A 16,755-nucleotide genomic window follows, 5' to 3' on the forward strand; every position below is an offset into this window, starting at 1 on the left:
TGCTACATCAGGGGTTATTTGGAGCTATCCCATCACACCGTACCCATCAGAATAACGGCCTATGGGCGGAAAGTGAACCTTAGTAGTTCACTTTCCGCCCTTTTTTGCGTTGCATGACACTCATTTCCAGAATAAAGGAGAACCGAAAACCATGAATCCATTTGCATTAAACAAATTAGAATATGAGAATATTCGCACCGATCTCGAACGCTTTGCCGTTTCATACCTGGGTATCGAGTATATACGGAAAATGGCGCCGCTCACCCAAATGAAAGCCATCCGCCATAAATTGAATGAAACCGAGGAAGCAAGAATTCTGCTTCATACCGGAGCGAGCGTACCCATTCCATCACTGGAAGGAGTCGAGATGATTTTAGATCTGCTCGGCACAGGATATGTGCTGTCTGAACGAGATTTCGGGAATATGGTCCAGTATCTGAGAAGCTGCCGGCAGCTCATTCAATATATGAATGCCAAGAGCGGCATCGCACCGACGATAAGCTCCTACGCCTCCTCCATGCATGAGCTGGGGCCGCTGCTGTCCGAAATTGAACGCAGCATTCACGGTGGCCGCGTCGTGGACCAGGCCAGCAAAGATCTGGCTAAAATCCGCAAGAAAATAATCGTAACCGAGGAACGGATCAAGCGGAAGCTCGACAGCCTTATGAGCCGTTATAAAGCGATCATGCAGGAGAGTGTCATCAGCAAGCGAGGAGGACGTTATGTGCTGCCGATCAAGAAGGAGCATCGCAAACTCGTGAACGGATCGATTCTGGACGAATCGGCAAGCGGGCAGACGGTATTCATTGAACCATCTGACCTGCAGGGACTCCAAGTGGAGTTGAACCTTCTTCATTCGGACGAGGTACGGGAAGAAACCAAAGTTCTGAGTGATTTGACCGCACTCACGGAGCAGTATCAATTCGAACTGAGAACCAACGCGGATACGGTCGGGATCTATGACTACATTATCGCAAGGGGCAAATATGCCATTTCCATAGGCGGACGCAATGTCCATTTGAACCAGGAAGGGTTTATCCTCCTGAAATCGGCCGTTCACCCGCTGATCGGCTCTTCCATGGTGCCGCTGGACTTCACCATTGGGAACCGTTACAAAACACTGATCATCACAGGTCCTAATACGGGCGGTAAAACCTCGGCGATCAAGACGGTTGGACTCATTACGGTGATGGTTCAATCCGGTCTGCTGGTACCTGTAGCGGAAGACAGCCACTGTGCCGTCTTTGACGAGGTTTCCGTGGATATCGGAGATGGGCAGAGCCTGGAGCATGCCCTCAGCACCTTCTCTGCACACATTCGCAACATCCGCGACATATTGCAGACGGCTGGCCGCTCAACGCTCGTGCTGCTGGATGAAATGGCATCCGGGACGGACCCGGGAGAAGGTGTAGGCTTATCCATTGCCATCCTGGAGGAACTGCATAAACGTCAGGCTACCGTTGTGGTTACCACCCATTTTACCGAAATCAAAAATTTTGCGGAACGTACGCCAGGCTTTGAGAACGCACGAATGGAATTCGATGCCGATACGCTGGAGCCGCTCTATCGCCTCCGGATCGGGGAAGCCGGCCACAGCTATGCCTTTGTCATCGCAGCCAAGCTGGGCATTCCTGAAGCCATTATCGCCAGATCACGCGAAATCACGGAAGCGGGAATTTCCAGCGGCAATACAGCCGTTGTACATCGAGAAAGCAGGGATCCCGTAGGCTTGGAGGAATCGAGCTCACCGGAACTCCCTGTCCTTCCCCCAGTCAAGCCGAACGAGTTAACGGACGTCAAGGCGAGTGGGGACGAAGCCTCCTCTTCCTCTCCCTTCCATCTCGGAGATCGAGTCTATGTACCTTATTTGAAACGAAGCGGTACCGTGTATGAAACTATAGATGCAAGGGGTAATGTAGGCGTCTTGATACAGAAGGACAGAATGAGGATTAACCATAAACGCCTGAAGCCTTACATTGCAGCAGAGGATCTGTATCCGGGCGATTATGATCTTGACATCGTATTTGAGAGTAAAGAGAATCGGAAGAAACGCAGCATAATGAAACGCAAACACATTGAAGGACTTGAGATTGAAAAGAAGCCCGAGTGACTCGCACTTTGTTATGGCCAACCAGCCATCAGAAGCATACCCCGAACCACGCATCGTGCGCACAGGGAGCCGTGCGCACGATGTTCAAAATTTTAGAGTCGGTGTCGCATCGGATCATCGGAAACGATAACCCATTTTATGTTTTAAGGAGAGATATCTATGAACATTCGGACTGAAACTGGAGCAGATTACGAGAAGGTACACACCCTTCTCACCCGTGCTTTTCCGGGACAGGAAGAAGCCATTCTGGTACAACGGCTGCGTGCCGATAATTCCTTTCAGCAGGAGCTGTCCATCGTTGCGGAAGAAAACGGGAAGATTACGGGGCACATTATGTTTAGCCAGGCCGCGCTTTGGGAGGGAGGTCATGCCCATTCTGTCGCCGCACTGGCGCCGCTGGCTGTGCTTCCGGAATTTCAACGTCAAGGAATTGGCGGCAAACTCATCGAAGAAGGTAAACGGCGGTGTCGGTCGCTTGGCTATCCCCTTGTCTTTCTGTTCGGCCATCCGTCGTACTATCCTAGGTACGGTTTTGTACAGGCCAGGAACTACGGGATGGAGATGACCCAGTTTACCGTTTCGGACGAAGTTTTCATGGTTGCTGAGCTTCAGGAAGGGGCACTCCACAGCCTGCATGGAGAGTTCCGGTTCCATCCAGCATTTGAAGAACTGGGCTAAGCTCTACTCCAAAGACCACATCATGCGAATCGGTTAGAGCGATCCGCCTAATCCTTGGTGGCATTCATCTTCAAATATGTTGTACAATATAGTCTAAATGACTATTTGAAGGATGGTTTTCAACATGTATGTAGCTCAGGATTGGCAAGATTACGAGGTTATCGATACCGGGGGCGGGGAAAAGCTCGAGCGCTGGGGAGATGTCATTCTCAGACGCCCGGACCCGCAGATTATATGGCCGATTGAGCAAGAAGACGGAGAATGGCGCAGTGTTCACGGACACTATCACCGCAGTTCGTCCGGCGGCGGTCAGTGGGATATGAAAAAGCAGCTGCCGGATCGGTGGACCATCTCGTACGACCAATTGAAATTTCATATTCGACCCACCAATTTTAAACATACTGGTCTGTTCCCGGAGCAGGCTGCCAACTGGCGCTGGATGATGGACAAGATCGCAGCGGCAGGTCGGCCGATAAGCGTACTGAACCTGTTCGCTTACACCGGAGGTGCTACGGTTGCTGCAGCGTCTGCAGGCGCACAGGTGGTTCATGTCGATGCTGCAAAAGGCATGGTCCAATGGGCTAAGGAGAATGCTGCATTATCTGGCCTTGCCGATCGCCCTATCCGTTATATTACGGATGATGTGTTTAAATTCGTACAGCGGGAAGAGCGTCGGGGGAATAAATACGATGCGATTATTATGGACCCTCCTTCCTATGGCCGCGGACCTAGCGGGGAAACGTGGAAGCTTGAACAGAGTTTGTACCCGTTCCTGGAAAGCTGCATGAACATCGTATCCGATAATCCGCTGTTTATGCTGATTAACTCCTATACGACCGGCATTTCCCCTACGGTACTGAACAACATGCTGACCATGACCATGAAACCGAAGTACGGCGGTACGATCAGTGCAGGCGAGATCGGATTACCGATCACTCGAACCGGCATGAACCTGCCTTGCGGCATCCTGGGTCGATGGGAGTCCTAAATCGATGAGCAGACGGGAATCCGCAGTGTACCCGGTCGTACCGATTCTGTTCGAGGATAATCATGTGTTAGGCGTGGCTAAACCGGTGAATGTCCCTTCTCAGGAGGATGCTACCGGAGATCCCGACATGCTGACCATACTAAAACAGGACATCAAGGAGCGCTTTAATAAACCCGGCAACGTATTTTTGGGTCTGGTGCATCGACTTGACCGTCCCGTTGGAGGGGCAATGGTATTTGCCAAGACCTCCAAAGCCGCTTCCCGATTATCCGAAGCAGTTCGGAGCCGCAGCTTCCGCAAGCAATATGTAGCGGTCGTTCACGGCATTCCTTCGAAGCCTTCCGGCCGACTCGTGGATATGCTGTATAAGGATGCAAAGACCAATACCGTCCATGTGACTTCAGAAGGCACTGACGGAGCGAAGGAAGCCATTCTGGACTATACGGTGCTCCAAACCTCGGAAGGCTTCAGTCTTGTCCTGATCGAGCTACACACGGGCAGACCACATCAGATCCGTGTCCAGCTTAATCATGCGGGGCATCCATTGTTCGGGGATCAGAAATATGGCAGCAAGGTGAATAAAGCGGGTCAGCAAATTGCGTTATGGTCTGTGCTGGTTGGATTTCCTCACCCCGTTACCAAAGAGGACATTTCCATACACTCGATGCCGCCTCCCGTGTATCCCTGGACCTCATTCTCCCTGGATAAACTGGAGCTGGCGTTACAAGCTTACCGATAAAATCACAAAAAACGAAATCCTTCCTAATGGATTTCGTTTTTTTGTCTTACTTAACGATTATGGAAATGAAAGCAATATGTTATTCCTTTACATTGCTTACAGCTTGCCGAAGAATAGGGCAACGTCTCTCCTTACAAGCAAATACCGCATGAAATTTCCGGCACCAGGATGGTTTGCTAGGGTAGGGCTAAACGTGGCTGGCCCCACGCGTGAGCTGCAAAGTGTAGTCTCGCTCAGGGGCTTTTCACTCTATGCTTCTACCAAAACTTCCTGTGGTGCTGTGTTGATTTTTCCTAACAGATAGACAAGCAGTTGTTGATTATGGGATGATATGCGGTTCAGAATTTGGGAAAGATACTCTTCCCTTACCTGCAGCCCCCGCGTATATTCCTCGCGACCTTTATAGGATATCGTAACCCACACGATCCGTCTGTCATGCACGTCCCGCTCTCGTTTGATCAATCCGTTCTTCTCCATCCGGTCCAGCAGCATCGTCACAGCAGCCGGACTTGTTGCCAAGTATGGAATGAAATCGGATGGTTTCATCCGCTTCTGCTCTGCAAGCACCTCCAGCACCATCAGTTGTGGCTCCGTCAATGTAGGTGCTAATCCGGCTTCCATATGGAGTTTATAATCCTTGGCCAGCTTGGACCACACTTTGGCAAATTCGGCAGTATGCATATTATCCCGTCCTTTCCGTTATGTCTGTCAAGATCGATCATCACAAGCGTGTTGTGGTCAAACTCGAAACGAAAGAATTCCACCGAAGTCATGCTTTTCATATTAGTTTATAGGATTAACTTTTCGCGGGAGACCTCGCAATATCCTTCTTTTTTCGTTAAAAAATATAATTTCCAATCAAGCGACAAAACCTGATATCCCTTATATGACGGCGTATTTCAAGGTTCACTCAACTTCGACAATGCCAGACATATGTCAAATAGTATAAATGTAAAATGTCCTCTTTCGGTAAACGCAGAATATAACAAAAGCACCTCGACAAAATATCATCGAAGGTGCTTATTGTCCATCTTACACTCTCAGGATTATGCTGATTAGATAATCTATGTTCAACTTTCTTTGCCTGTCTCCGTAATGGGCAGATTGACCAAATCCACAATCTGTCCTTTTTTGCCGACATCGGCAAGAAGCTTGCCAATCGATTTCCGTTCTGCGATCGGAACCTGCTCCGTATGAATCGGATAGGCTTGTCCATCTTCGCTGTAAGCCATAATCTGCAGAGGTTCCCGGCAGTAGAATGCTCCGGCAATGGCACTGCCGTTAGGCTTCACCCGCTTGCCTTCCTTGAACTCAAACGTAGCCATCCCTTTGCCGCCACGGCTTTGAGCCTGGTAATCCAGCAGCAGACTGCGCTTGCCATAACCCAGATCGGTGATCGTCAGAATCTCACCCTCGTCGTTCTCCACCCATAAAGCTGCAACAACCTCGTCTCCGTCACGGAGCTGGATACCCCGAACCCCACCGGACACGCGTCCCATCGCATTGACTTCCTGTTCATTGAATCGGATGCTCATTCCTTCTTTGGAGATCAGCACAATATCTTTATGGCCATCACTCATGACAACCTGGATAATGCTGTCATCCGCTGCAACCTTGACAGCAGCGACCGCACCAGCCCGCTTCGTGGCATAATCCTTGAGCTCGGTGCGCTTCACTTGGCCTTTGCGGCTTACAAATACCAGCGATTTGCCTGGATCTTCAAAGTTTGATACCGGTATGACGGATACGATGTTATCCTCTTTTGGCACTTGGATCACATTGACTATGGCGGTGCCGGCATCTTTCCATTTGTACTCCGGAATCTGGTGGACCGGCAGTAAGAAGTATTGCCCCCGGCTTGTAAAGATGAGCAAGTTCTCCAGTGTGTTGACTTCAAACAGACGGGTGATGTAATCGCCATCCTTCACGCCGGAGCTTCCCAGCTCACCGCCGCTGCGCGTAAAAGATAACATGCTGGTGCGCTTGATGTAACCTTCGTTCGACAACGTTACGAGCACATCTTCGGCATTAACCAGCACCTCAAGATTAACCTTGATCTCTTCCACTTCTTCCTGAATGACCGAACGCCGTTCGATGCCGTACTTCTCACGGATTTCGAGCAGTTCCTTGCGAATGACAGCAATCAGCTTTTTGTCGCTGTCCAGAATCGCACGCAAACCCTCGATTTTTTTCGTCAGCTCGTCCAGCTCTTTTTGCAGGGAATGAATTTCAAGGTTGGTAAGGCGGTATAATTGCAAAGTCAGAATGGAATCGGCCTGACGCTCCGTGAAACCGAACATCCATTGCAGGTTGTTCTGTGCATCCTGACGGTTTTTGGAGGCTTTAATCGCCGCAATAACCTCGTCCAGAATGTTGAGGGCCTTAACCAGACCTTCCAATACGTGCGCCCGGTCCTCCGCTTTCTCCAGCTCGAACTGCGTGCGATTGGTGACAACTTCACGCTGGTGCTCGATATAAGCAGTAAGCATCGCTTTGAGCCCCAGCTGCTGAGGGGTTTTATTCACGATGGCAACCATATTGAAATTGTACGTAATCTGCAGATCGGTTTTCTTCAACAAATAAGCAAGAATTCCGTTTGCGTCAGCATCCTTCTTCAGCTCAACGACGATGCGCAGCCCTTCGCGGCCGCTCTCATCCCGCACCTCGGCAATGCCCTCGACTTTTTTCTCAAGCCGAATGTTCTCCATGGCGGTGACAAGCCTCGATTTAACGACCTGATAAGGAATTTCCGTGATCACAATCTGCTGCTTGCCGCCGCGAAGCGATTCAATGTCCGTCTTCGACCGCAGATAGACGCGGCCTTTACCTGTGCGATAAGCATCCAGAATGCCTTCGCCGCCCATAATGATGCCGCTGGTCGGGAAATCCGGACCTTTGATAAAGGTCATAATTTCAGCCAGCTCAATCTCTGGCTTTTGCATGACGGCAATACAAGCATCAATCACTTCCCGCAAATTGTGAGGCGGAATTTCAGTGGCAAAGCCTGCGGAAATTCCGCTTGCCCCGTTAACGAGCAGGTTCGGATACCGTGAAGGCAGCACAACCGGCTCCTTGGCCGTATTATCAAAATTGTCCTTAAACAGCACGGTCCGCTTCTCGATATCCCGCAGCAGCTCCATCGCAATGGATGACAGCCTTGCTTCGGTATAACGCATCGCTGCAGCCGGATCATCATCCTGGGAACCCCAGTTTCCGTGACCGTCCACCAGCACATGCCCCATCTTCCAAGGCTGGGCCATACGGACCATGCCTTCATAGATCGATGAATCCCCGTGAGGGTGATAATTACCCATCACATCTCCGACCGTTTTCGCCGATTTACGATATGGTTTATCCGGTGTGTTACCCGAATCGTACATGGCGTACAGAATTCGCCGCTGAACGGGTTTCAGGCCGTCACGAACGTCCGGGATTGCCCGATCCTGAATAATATACTTGGAATACCTGCCGAATCGATCACCTACAACCTCTTCCAGATAAGCCGGTAAAAATTGCTCCGATAAACTCATTCATTCACCTTCTATTCCTCAAACTCCGCGAAGTTTACATTTTCTACAATCCAGCGCTTGCGAGGGTCCACCTTATCGCCCATTAGCGTTGACACGCGACGCTCCGCCTTGGCAGCGTCATCGATCTGCACCTGCAGCAAGGTCCGTGATTCCGGGTTCATCGTTGTTTCCCACAGTTGTTCCGGGTTCATCTCACCCAGCCCTTTATAACGCTGCAGCTCATAATTCTTGAATTCCTTCAGGTAATTAGCCAGCTGCCCTTCTGTCCAGGCATAACGAATCGTTTCCAGTTTCCCGGATTTGCTGGCGATTTTATATAATGGAGGCTGCGCAAGATAGACACGGCCTTCATCAATCAGCGGTTTCATGTACCTGTAGAAGAACGTGAGCAGCAGCACTTGAATGTGAGCGCCGTCCGTATCCGCATCGGTCATGATAATAATCTTCGAATAATTGCTGTCCCCAGCCGTAAATTCCGTGCCGATCCCCGCACCAATCGCAGAGACAATCGCACGATATTCATCATTCTTCAAGATATCGGCAAGCTTCGACTTCTCCGGATTCATCGGTTTCCCTTTAAGAGGCAGAATGGCCTGGATTTTCGAATCCCGTCCTTGCTTGGCAGAGCCTCCTGCGGAGTCCCCTTCCACAATAAACAATTCGGTTCTTGAAAAATCCTTCGATTGCGCTGGAGTCAGCTTGCCGCCAAGGTTCGAGCTTTCACTGCGTTTCTTGCCGCTGCGCATTTCATCGCGTGCTTTACGAGCCGCTTCCCGGGCTTTAGACGCCTGAATGGCTTTCTTCAGCAGCGTCTGGGCAACCTGAGGATTCTCTTCAAGGAAAATCTGCATCTTCTCGGTGACGATGCTGTCCACGGTGCTGCGGGCAGAGGCGCTTCCCAGCTGATCCTTCGTCTGACCGACGAATTCAACCTCAGCCATCTTGACGCTGATGACCGTCATCATGCCTTCGCGCAGATCGTTTCCTTCAAGATTCTTATCCTTCTCCTTCAGGAGATTGTTCTTGCGGGCATAATCATTCATCACGCGCGTATAAGCCGTCTTAAAACCCGTCTCATGTGTACCGCCGCCGCGGGTCGGGATAGAGTTTACGAATGAGGCCAGCGTCTCCGTATAACCGGCATTATATTGAAGGGCGATTTCGACCTCGATGTCATCCTTCTCCGCGTAGAAATGAATCACATCGTGCAGTACATCCTTGCCTTCATTCAAAAACTGTACGAACTGGCTTGCGCCGCCTTCATAGAAAAATTCTTCCCCATTTCCGCTTCGCTCATCTTTTAATACAATGCGAAGTCCTGAATTCAGGAAGGCGATTTCCTGCAAGCGCTCTGCAAGCGTGTCGTAATTCAAATGCGTGCCTGTAGTAAATACACGCGCATCCGGTTTAAACGTAATCTTCGTTCCCGTTTTGTTGGTGTTGCCGTGCACTTCAAGCCCGGTTACCGGTTCACCGACATGCTCTTTCCCTTTGGCATCCTGCCAGTATTCGAAGCGCTGGCGGTGAACTTTACCTTCGCGGTAAATTTCAACTTCCAGCCATTCGGACAACGCATTCGTAACCGATGCGCCAACTCCGTGAAGACCGCCGGACTTCTTGTACCCAGAGCCTCCGAACTTACCCCCGGCATGCAAAATGGTAAATACAACTTGCGGGGTTGGTATGCCTGTCTTGTGCATTCCTGTTGGAATTCCGCGCCCATTATCGTATACCGTCGCGGAACCGTCCTTATGCAATGTAATTTCAATTCTCGAGCAGTACTTGGCCAAATGCTCGTCTACGGCGTTGTCCACGATTTCCCAAACCAGATGATGCAAGCCTGACGAGCTTGTGCTCCCTATGTACATGCCTGGCCGTTTGCGTACCGCAACAAGGCCTTCGAGCACTTGAATGTCGTCAGCATCGTATCCTGAACGGCTGTTACCGCCATTCTTTGATGACTCTGCAAACATATCGATCTGTTCGACCATTCATGCTCCTCCTTCAATTTCACGTATCGAGTGTATTTCTTCGTTCAATATTTTAGAAGAACGCTGTTCTCTAAAAAAATGCAAACAAATGTTTCATGCTTTGTCCATTTTAATTCAAGATATCCCTTCTCGTAAAGACACTGAATGAAACAATAACCGCACAAGCCGCCCAGAGGGCCAATACGATAAGGGAAAAATTCAATGTCATCCCTTCAATCGGCGGCAAATTGCCTGCCAAATAATTTGTCAAATTCAGGTTCACCATGAACAAATATTTCGCACTGCTCCAGGCCGAGGCCATATTGGTCAATATATTGCCCGCAATCAGAGCCGCCATCATAATCACGATGCTGGCCGCCGTACTGCGCACCAGCACCGACACCATAAAAGCAAGCATACCTATACAGATGCCAACGAACCACACCAAACCGCCCTGCATCAGCAGGTACTTCCACTGGGGCACGGCATGAACTCCTGACATATCCACCTCAGAGCCAACGATCTGGAAGCCAGTGAATACCGGTATATCAAATCCCTTGTACCCGAAGGCAAGACCGGATATCAGATAAGCAATAATATAAGTGGACAATACAATCAGAGATGTAAACATGATCAGGGCGATCAGTTTGCTCAGCAGCACCTTCCAGCGCTTGACTGGCCTTGTAAGCAGCATCTTGATGGTTCCTGTCGTCCGTTCGCCGGATACAATATCCGATGCAATGGCCATAATGAGCAGCGGGATAAACAGGGATATCGCATTGTTCAGGAACTCCCGCGTGAATGTAACCCCGTTTGGTTGATTAGGATTCACATCATGCTGCAAATAATACTGCATTTGCTGAATAAAAATCAGACGATATCTTTTCCACTCATCCGGCACCCTGTCACTGCTGAGTGAATTCTCATTATCCGTTATCCGCTGCTGAAGCTCAAGCCGCCAGTCACTGTTGAACTTCTCCTGGCTCCGCTCCGCCGATTTCATCTGGGCATAAGTAAACATGGGTACAAGAGCAAGCAGAACAAGCAGGACAACATAGAAGCGCTTCCGTTTTATGATCTTAATGCACTCATTCTTGATCAGAGGCAAAAGACTACTCAATGCTCTCACCTTCCGTCATTTGCAGGAACAGCTGCTCCAGCGTAGGATTGATCCGGTGAACTTCCCGGACCTGTACACCCCCGGATACCAAGCGTTCCACTGCCCTTGACGTATTATCCGAGCTGATTCGGGTCACAACAGCTTCCGGCGACATGCCTGCCAGCAGATTATCGTCAAGCACTTCCTCCGGATGATTAACGATCTCACAATAATCCAGTTTTTGCAAAATCCTCTTCCCTTGCACTGCCGGATTAAGATCCCAGATCACATGATCACTATTGCCTGCAATCAATTCGTCAACCTCACCGACCGCCAGCACTCTTCCACTGCTGATGATCGCCACACGGCTGCACAGAAGCTGAATCTCGCTCAGTAGATGACTCGATACAAACACCGCCAGCCCTTCCGCGGCTAATTGGTGGATGAACTGCCGCATCTCTTTGATCCCCTTCGGATCAAGACCGTTGGTCGGCTCATCAAGAATAAGCAGTTTGGGCCTGCCAAGCAGTGCCTGTGCAATCCCCAGGCGCTGCCTCATCCCCAGGGAATACGTGCTCACCTTGTCGTGAATCCTTCGGTCCAGCCTCACGGTGTTTACAACTTCCTCAATCCGGTGCTGATCGATGCCGGGCTGCATCCGTGCAAAATGCTCGAGATTTTCCCATCCCGTCATGTAGGAATACATTTCAGGATTCTCTACAATGGATCCAATATAACGCAGTGCCTGTTCCTGCTGACGGTTGACGTCATACCCGCATACCCTGATCATACCAGATGACGGCTTAATCAAATCTACCAGCATGCGGATTGTGGTTGTCTTTCCAGCCCCGTTAGGACCGAGGAATCCAAAAATTTCTCCTGCACGGACGTCAAAGGAGACATCATGTATAATCCATTTTCGACCGATTTTCTTTTTTACATGCTGGACGGATAGTACGATTTCTTGCGCTTGTTCATTCATCGATTCCAACTCCCCATATGACATGTCTCTGTGACTAGAGCATTCCCTGCACAATTCGATCCGCTATAGCCTGATATCCTGCACCATTCGGATGAAAGTGATCCGACGACAGATATTCGCCTAGCTTGTGCTGGAACAGATCAAATGTCGGGACCAACGTCATATTGGGATCCCTGTTCACGATTTCCATGGCCGCTTGATTCCATGCAGAAACAACGATATTGCCGGGTATCAGCAATTCTTCCAAATCGGAAAAGGGATGATACAAACCGACATAGACAATTCTTGCCTCCGGGTTGATCAAACGTATCTTTTCCAAAATCGCCTGCAAACGTTCGGAAGCCATTGGCAATGCCCCCATTAACTTCGCAGGATCAAGCTCCAGCTCATCGGGGCTGGTCGCCTCCTCCATTAAATCGCTCCCCTGAAAAATATCATTGCCGCCGATGGAGAGCATGATGACGTTTGCTTGCTTCAACGCGTACTGTATTCCTTTATCGTCCAGCTTCGGCAGGAGCCCCTCGGTTGTCATTCCGTTGATAGCCAGATTAGCCAGAAGTTTGGCTGTTCGCCCGTCACCGTTCATCTGATCGACGCTTCGACGTACAAACCCGCTTCCGGAGTTGTCACCTGTTCCTTTGGCAAGCGAATCTCCGATGGCTGTTACCTTCAGATCTTTCGGCAGTGCAGGAAGGGATGGCGCTTGATCTGGTTTCGCCGGTGCTGCCTCTTCGTCGGATATCTCTGGTTCGCCTCCGGATAACAAAGGCTCGCCTTGCGGATTATTAATATCCTTGAAAGCATACACAAAACCCAGAATGAGTACAATCGTTACAATAACCGAAACGGAGGCAGTAATACGCCATATCCATGCAGATGATTTCATGACATTCCCCCTACAAAATTCCTCATTACATTACCTTAAGACTTCTATAAAAAATTTGCAAATCGCAACACGCAAATAAGACTGCCCCGGACGCAGTCTGACGACGTGCTCGGGGCAGTCCTGATTCATATAAATGATATTAATTGCTTATTGGCTAATGAATTCTTGAACCCAGTATCCGTTGTAGTATCCTACACCGATCATGGTGAAATTCGGAGAAAGGATATTCTCACGGTGTCCTTGGCTGTTCATCCAGGAGTTCATCACTTCTTGTGGTGTGCGCTGTCCCTTGGCAATATTCTCTCCAGCATAGCCGAAGGAAATACCGTAAGCTTTCATCATATCAAATGGCGAGCCATGCGTCGGGGACGTGTGGCTGAAGTAATTGTTGTCACTCATGTCTTTTGCTTTATCAACGGCTACCGTAGTCAGTTTTGCATGTACGGTCAGCGGCTTCAGACCTGCATTTGCACGTTCTTTATTCACCAACGTCACAACCTCGGAAGCAAAATTGGATTGCTCCGTGGTACCTGTCGACTCGGAAGGCTTGGACGGTGTAGTAGATGGATTGCTTGCTTCCGGTTTGCTAGCCTCTGGTGTGCTCGTTTCCGGTTTGCTTGTTTCTGGTTTGCTTGTCTCTGGTTTACTTGCTTCTGGTTTGCTTGTCTCTGGTTTACTTGCTTCTGGTTTGCTTGCTTCTGGCTTGCTTGTCTCTGGTTTGCTTGCTTCTGGCTTGCTTGCTTCTGGAGTTTCAACAGCTGGCTTGTCTGTCTGAGGTTTTTCCGTTTGCGGCTTCTGAACTACGCATTTGAATTGTGATTCATAACCTTGGCTCTCTAGAAATTTTTGAATCTTTTGCTGCCAGTTCAAATAATTATTGCTCTCAGCAGGTGCGGCAGACGCCGTAGTTGGAAGCATAATGCCAACAGCCAGTACAGCAGCAATACTTCCACCCGCGATTTTCTTTATCCACTGGTTATTCATGAATACTCATCTCCCTATGCTCGTAGTTGTAGAGTTTGCCTGACCGTCCATTCTTTGGTGTGAACTTCTTAGGTGTAGGACGATCAAACAATAGTTACATTTTTGTAATCAGGTACGAACACATTGTAACACATTTGATACCTTCAGCAATCCTACAATTGTTGGAAAAGTAGCCTTTGATTCCTACTTCCTATTAATCCGCTTTTGTCACACTCAAGTCCTGGTTCCTGATTGAATCCTGTGTCTTATGAACGAAACTATTAATATGATCTTATATCGGATACATGCCGTAAAAGTTTAAGTCACCAATCAAGAAAAAACCCATCCCGGGGAGGGATGGGTTTAATGAAAAGACGAGGTTACAGTTTTTTGCTAAACTGGTATCCAGCCTTTTCAAATCCAATATGTTCATAAAATGCATGTGCGGGAGCAAGTTCTTCCCGGTTGCCGCTTGTGAGAAACAAGAGGTGGCTACCATGCTGTCTTCCCCATGTCTCTGCACCGCGTATTAGTCGTTTGCCAATTCCTTGGCCGCGGCAGCTTGAGGTTACAATAACCGAAGTGATTTGAGTGACCGGTTCGGTCATAGTGAAGGATTTGACTTGACGAAGCATGATCATACCAACAACAACGCCATTAACCTCTGCAATCAGATTGCCGTATAACGGATTGTCGTTCATCGCTTCCATCCGTTCGCGCATAACATTAAGCGTGGTCGGATAATTAAGTTCTCGCATCAAGGATGTGACAGCTTCCAAATCATTCTTCTCAAAGTTTCGAATCAGCAGTGCAGGCGCAGATAATACGCTTTCGATGCTCATTATACCCTCATGCTTCCCTTCTTCTATGAATTCTGAGTAAACTCTATATCTATTTTGTAAGTTTATGAAGAAGATTGCAAGTATCAAGCGACATTTTTTTTACATTTGTGTCGGTTTTGTTAAACCTTTGTTAAGCCGTTTTTACAAAAATCGGTATTGAGCTTCAATCAACCCATGGTAAGTCCCCTGCTTCTGCATAAGCTGGCTGTGATTTCCTTCTTCAATGATCTCGCCATGGTCAAGCACAACGATATGATCGGCATGCCGAATTGTTGATAAACGATGCGCCACAATGAAGGAGGTTCTGCCCTGAAGCAGCACTTTCAAGGCTCCCTGAATTTTCAGTTCCGTCTCGGTATCGATACTGGCTGTTGCTTCATCGAGAATCAGGATCCGCGGATCGGCAAGCAGTGCTCTGGCAAAGGACAGCAGCTGCCGCTGACCCATGGACAGCATGTTTCCGCGTTCTTCCACCTCGGTTTCATATCCGCCAGGCATCTGAACGATAAATTCATGAGCACCGACAGCCTTGGCGACTTCCTCAATCTCTTCGTTCGTGGCATCCAGACGACCAAAGCGGATATTCTCCCGAATGGTTCCCGAGAATATAAACGTATCCTGCAGCACGATACCAATCTGGTTTCGAAGGCTTTCAACCGTCACCGACTGAATATCATACCCGTCAATCGTCAGCTTGCCATCCGTTATATCATAGAAACGGCTAAGCAGATTGATAATGGTGCTCTTGCCCGATCCCGTATGGCCGACCAGTGCTATCGACTGACCTGCCTTCACATCGAGGTCGATGCCTTTAAGGGCCTGGCGTCCTTTTTCATACTCAAACACCACGTTCTCCAGCTTGATATCCCCTTTAATCGTGGGCAGTTTCTTTGCCCCGGGCTCATCATCAATGCTGGGCTTCTCGTCAATAAATTCAAAGATACGCTCAGAGGAGGCCATCGCCACAAGCAGCTGGTTGTACATTTGCCCAAGCCGATTGATCGGCTCCCAGAAGTTTCCTACATATTGAGTAAAGGCAATTAACAAACCAATGGTCAGCTCGCCTTGTTGAATCAAGGTCGCACCGAGCCAGAACAGGATCAGTGAGCCGAAGCCACCGGTAATTTCGATGAGCGGCCCAAAGCCCTGGTTCATAGCAGATGCTCTATCCCAAGACTTCTTGCTGTCCATATTCATGTTATCAAAAAACTTCATATTCTCTTCTTCCTGCGTGTAGGCCTGGGTCACGCGGATACCCTGAATCGATTCATTCAAATGGGAGTTAATCCGCGAGTTCCGAATCCGTACATCCTGCCATGCACGCCGAATGCGTACACGGAGTTTGGTCGAGATGAAGAACATGATCGGTACGGTAACAATAACAGCTAGACCAAGCTTCCAGTTTATTAACAGAAGAATGACCACAATACCTACCAGCTGCACGCAGTCGATGATCAGATTGACAACCCCGTTAGTAAACAAATCCTGCAAGGAGTTAACATCATTCGTAACCCGGACCAGAACCGAACCAGCTGGGCGCTTGTCGAAGAAATTAAAGGACAGACGCTGAATGTGCCGGAACAGATCTGCTCGCAGGTCATAGATCACTCGCTGACCGATGATATTCGTAAACTTGATCCGGAATATCCCTGCAACCCATTGAATGATATACATCACCAGAACGGCTATCGTAATCTGATACAGCAGGGTTAGACTCGGGTTCCCGTTCTTGGGTTCGATAGCCCGGTCAATGGCCAAACTGGTTAAGAACGGAATGGCAAGCTTCGTTATGGTGCCGATGACCATCATCAGTCCGATCAACGGGAGAATCTGTTTGGCATAAGGTTTCATATACGAGATCAGCCGAGTCAGCTGTGTCCAGTTAAACGGTTTTTCAATCGCATCATCGTCCTTGTATACAAAACGCTCATTGGTTTCTTCCGAGTTTTTCTTCATCCTGGGAATCTT

At 49.1% G+C, this 16,755-nt stretch carries 13 protein-coding genes; 4 read left to right on the top strand and 9 right to left on the bottom strand.

All coding sequences use genetic code 11. The annotated features are described in order from the left end of the window. Positions 1–151: 151 nt before the first annotated feature. From B9D94_RS17510 to B9D94_RS17525, 4 genes are all read left to right on the top strand, one after another. A complete protein-coding gene (locus B9D94_RS17510; protein ID WP_148247613.1) occupies positions 152–2,110 on the top strand; it encodes an endonuclease MutS2 in 1,959 nt (652 codons plus the stop codon). A 159-nt stretch (positions 2,111–2,269) separates the two neighbouring features. After that, a complete protein-coding gene (locus B9D94_RS17515) occupies positions 2,270–2,788 on the top strand; it encodes a GNAT family N-acetyltransferase (RefSeq protein ID WP_006209578.1) in 519 nt (172 codons plus the stop codon). A gap of 124 nt (positions 2,789–2,912) precedes the next feature. Then, positions 2,913–3,776 carry a class I SAM-dependent methyltransferase gene (locus B9D94_RS17520; protein ID WP_063479212.1) on the top strand — a complete coding sequence of 288 codons (864 nt, stop codon included), beginning with the start codon at positions 2,913–2,915 and terminating at the stop codon, positions 3,774–3,776. A gap of 4 nt (positions 3,777–3,780) precedes the next feature. Continuing rightward, positions 3,781–4,515 (top strand): RluA family pseudouridine synthase, encoded by a 735-nt coding sequence (locus B9D94_RS17525; RefSeq protein WP_006209575.1) that lies wholly within the window; start codon positions 3,781–3,783, stop codon positions 4,513–4,515. A 249-nt stretch (positions 4,516–4,764) separates the two neighbouring features. On the opposite strand, the gene B9D94_RS17530 is transcribed toward B9D94_RS17525, so the two are convergent. The 9 genes from B9D94_RS17530 to B9D94_RS17570 form a co-directional block, all read right to left on the bottom strand. Next, a complete protein-coding gene (locus tag B9D94_RS17530) occupies positions 4,765–5,196 on the bottom strand; it encodes a MarR family winged helix-turn-helix transcriptional regulator (RefSeq protein ID WP_006209574.1) in 432 nt (143 codons plus the stop codon). Between the two features lie 389 nt (positions 5,197–5,585). After that, on the bottom strand, positions 5,586–8,045 hold the full coding sequence (gene gyrA, locus B9D94_RS17535; RefSeq protein WP_148247614.1) for a DNA gyrase subunit A: 2,460 nt from the start codon (positions 8,043–8,045) through the stop codon (positions 5,586–5,588). Between the two features lie 11 nt (positions 8,046–8,056). Beyond that, entirely contained in the window at positions 8,057–10,036 is a 1,980-nt protein-coding gene (gene parE, locus B9D94_RS17540) for a DNA topoisomerase IV subunit B (protein WP_006209572.1), read from the bottom strand. A gap of 109 nt (positions 10,037–10,145) precedes the next feature. Then, positions 10,146–11,135: an ABC transporter permease gene (locus B9D94_RS17545; protein ID WP_006209571.1), complete on the bottom strand. Its 990-nt coding sequence runs from the start codon at positions 11,133–11,135 to the stop codon at positions 10,146–10,148. After that, entirely contained in the window at positions 11,128–12,096 is a 969-nt protein-coding gene (locus tag B9D94_RS17550) for an ABC transporter ATP-binding protein (protein WP_006209570.1), read from the bottom strand. The genes B9D94_RS17545 and B9D94_RS17550 overlap by 8 nt, the downstream gene beginning before the upstream one ends. A gap of 34 nt (positions 12,097–12,130) precedes the next feature. Then, the gene (locus tag B9D94_RS17555; RefSeq protein ID WP_006209569.1) at positions 12,131–12,982 is read right to left on the bottom strand and encodes a GDSL-type esterase/lipase family protein; all 852 of its coding nucleotides are present in this window, start codon (positions 12,980–12,982) and stop codon (positions 12,131–12,133) included. A gap of 147 nt (positions 12,983–13,129) precedes the next feature. After that, a complete protein-coding gene (locus tag B9D94_RS17560) occupies positions 13,130–13,966 on the bottom strand; it encodes a CAP domain-containing protein (protein WP_148247615.1) in 837 nt (278 codons plus the stop codon). A gap of 359 nt (positions 13,967–14,325) precedes the next feature. Further along, positions 14,326–14,787: a GNAT family N-acetyltransferase gene (locus tag B9D94_RS17565; protein ID WP_006209567.1), complete on the bottom strand. Its 462-nt coding sequence runs from the start codon at positions 14,785–14,787 to the stop codon at positions 14,326–14,328. A gap of 141 nt (positions 14,788–14,928) precedes the next feature. Further along, the gene (locus tag B9D94_RS17570; protein WP_172964060.1) at positions 14,929–16,743 is read right to left on the bottom strand and encodes an ABC transporter ATP-binding protein; all 1,815 of its coding nucleotides are present in this window, start codon (positions 16,741–16,743) and stop codon (positions 14,929–14,931) included. Between the last annotated feature and the right edge of the window lie 12 nt (positions 16,744–16,755).

The organism is Paenibacillus sp. Cedars, assembly GCF_003184205.1.
Classification (GTDB): domain Bacteria; phylum Bacillota; class Bacilli; order Paenibacillales; family Paenibacillaceae; genus Paenibacillus_AQ; species Paenibacillus_AQ glucanolyticus.

Excerpts from the sequence above, each read along its gene's own strand:
- B9D94_RS17570 (WP_172964060.1), bottom strand. The coding sequence starts at position 16,743 with ATGAAGAAAAACTCGGAAGAAACCAATGAGCGTTTTGTATACAAGGAC.
- B9D94_RS17520 (WP_063479212.1), top strand. The coding sequence starts at position 2,913 with ATGTATGTAGCTCAGGATTGGCAAGATTACGAGGTTATCGATACCGGG.
- gyrA (WP_148247614.1), bottom strand. The coding sequence starts at position 8,045 with ATGAGTTTATCGGAGCAATTTTTACCGGCTTATCTGGAAGAGGTTGTA.
- B9D94_RS17510 (WP_148247613.1), top strand. The coding sequence starts at position 152 with ATGAATCCATTTGCATTAAACAAATTAGAATATGAGAATATTCGCACC.
- B9D94_RS17550 (WP_006209570.1), bottom strand. The coding sequence starts at position 12,096 with ATGAATGAACAAGCGCAAGAAATCGTACTATCCGTCCAGCATGTAAAA.
- B9D94_RS17530 (WP_006209574.1), bottom strand. The coding sequence starts at position 5,196 with ATGCATACTGCCGAATTTGCCAAAGTGTGGTCCAAGCTGGCCAAGGAT.
- B9D94_RS17525 (WP_006209575.1), top strand. The coding sequence starts at position 3,781 with ATGAGCAGACGGGAATCCGCAGTGTACCCGGTCGTACCGATTCTGTTC.
- parE (WP_006209572.1), bottom strand. The coding sequence starts at position 10,036 with ATGGTCGAACAGATCGATATGTTTGCAGAGTCATCAAAGAATGGCGGT.
- B9D94_RS17555 (WP_006209569.1), bottom strand. The coding sequence starts at position 12,982 with ATGAAATCATCTGCATGGATATGGCGTATTACTGCCTCCGTTTCGGTT.
- B9D94_RS17515 (WP_006209578.1), top strand. The coding sequence starts at position 2,270 with ATGAACATTCGGACTGAAACTGGAGCAGATTACGAGAAGGTACACACC.
- B9D94_RS17560 (WP_148247615.1), bottom strand. The coding sequence starts at position 13,966 with ATGAATAACCAGTGGATAAAGAAAATCGCGGGTGGAAGTATTGCTGCT.
- B9D94_RS17565 (WP_006209567.1), bottom strand. The coding sequence starts at position 14,787 with ATGAGCATCGAAAGCGTATTATCTGCGCCTGCACTGCTGATTCGAAAC.